1 protein-coding gene is annotated in these 1245 nt (G+C 49.2%); it reads left to right on the forward strand.

Annotated elements, in window-relative coordinates; genetic code table 11:
- A partial coding sequence (locus HD595_RS47400; protein ID WP_253781483.1) for a hypothetical protein occupies positions 1-1245 on the forward strand: 1245 nt, incomplete at both ends.

The raw sequence follows: 1245 nt of genomic DNA on the forward strand, positions 1-1245 counted from the left end.
ACAACCACCACCAACACCCCAACCAAACACCCAACCCCACCCACCACCCCCCACAACCACCAAACCCACCCCAACACCCAACAACCCACCCCACACCACAACCACCCACCAAACCCACAACAACCACCCCCAACACCACAAACAAACCACCCCAACACACCAACCCACAACACCCACCACCCCAAACCAACACCACCCCCCACAACCCCACCCCACACCAACCCCAACAAACCACACCACCCCCAAAACCAACCACCCCCCAACACACCCAAAACAACAAACACCAACCAAACACCCCACCACAACAAACCACCCCACCCACCCACACAACACCCAACCAACAAACCCCCACACCAACAACCACAACCACCCCCACAACCAACACAACCCAAACCCCCCACACCCCCCACCCCCCAACACCAAACACCCCACACAACCCACACACAAAACACCACCCCAACCCAACACACCCACACACAAAAACCACCAACAAACCACAACAACAACAACACCAACACCCCAACACAAAACAAACCACCACAACACAAACCCAACAAACCACCAAAACAAACCACAACACAAACACCCAACAAAAACCAAACACCAACACCACACAACACACCAAACAACAACCACAAAAACACAAACACAACACCCACAAAACACCAACACCAACCCAACAACAAAACACAAACAACACCAAAACACCACACCAACACCCACACAAACAACAACCACACACCAAACCACCCAACAAAAACACCACAAACCAAACCAAACCACAACCACAAAACCACCAACAACACAACAACAAACCCCACAAAAACCACACCACAACCACCCAACAAACACACCCAACACACAACCAACAAACACCAAACCACCAACACAACCAACACCAACCCAAAAACCCCAACAACAACCCAACAAACCCAACACACAAACCACACCAAACACAACACCCAACAAACAACAAAACACCCACACAACAAACAACCAAACACCCACCCCAACAACACAACCACCACAACAACCACCAAAACAAAACCAACACCCAACACCCAACAACCACAACCAACAACAACCCACCAAACCACAACACCAACACAAAAAACCACACCCAACACAACAACCCACACAAACAACCACCACAACAACACACAACCCCAACACACAAACAAACACAAACCCAACCACAACAACACAAAACACAAACCCAAAAACAACAAAACACAAACAAACAAA

Origin of the sequence: Nonomuraea roseoviolacea subsp. carminata, from assembly GCF_024172185.1 — a bacterium.
Classification (GTDB): Bacteria; Actinomycetota; Actinomycetes; order Streptosporangiales; family Streptosporangiaceae; genus Nonomuraea; species Nonomuraea roseoviolacea.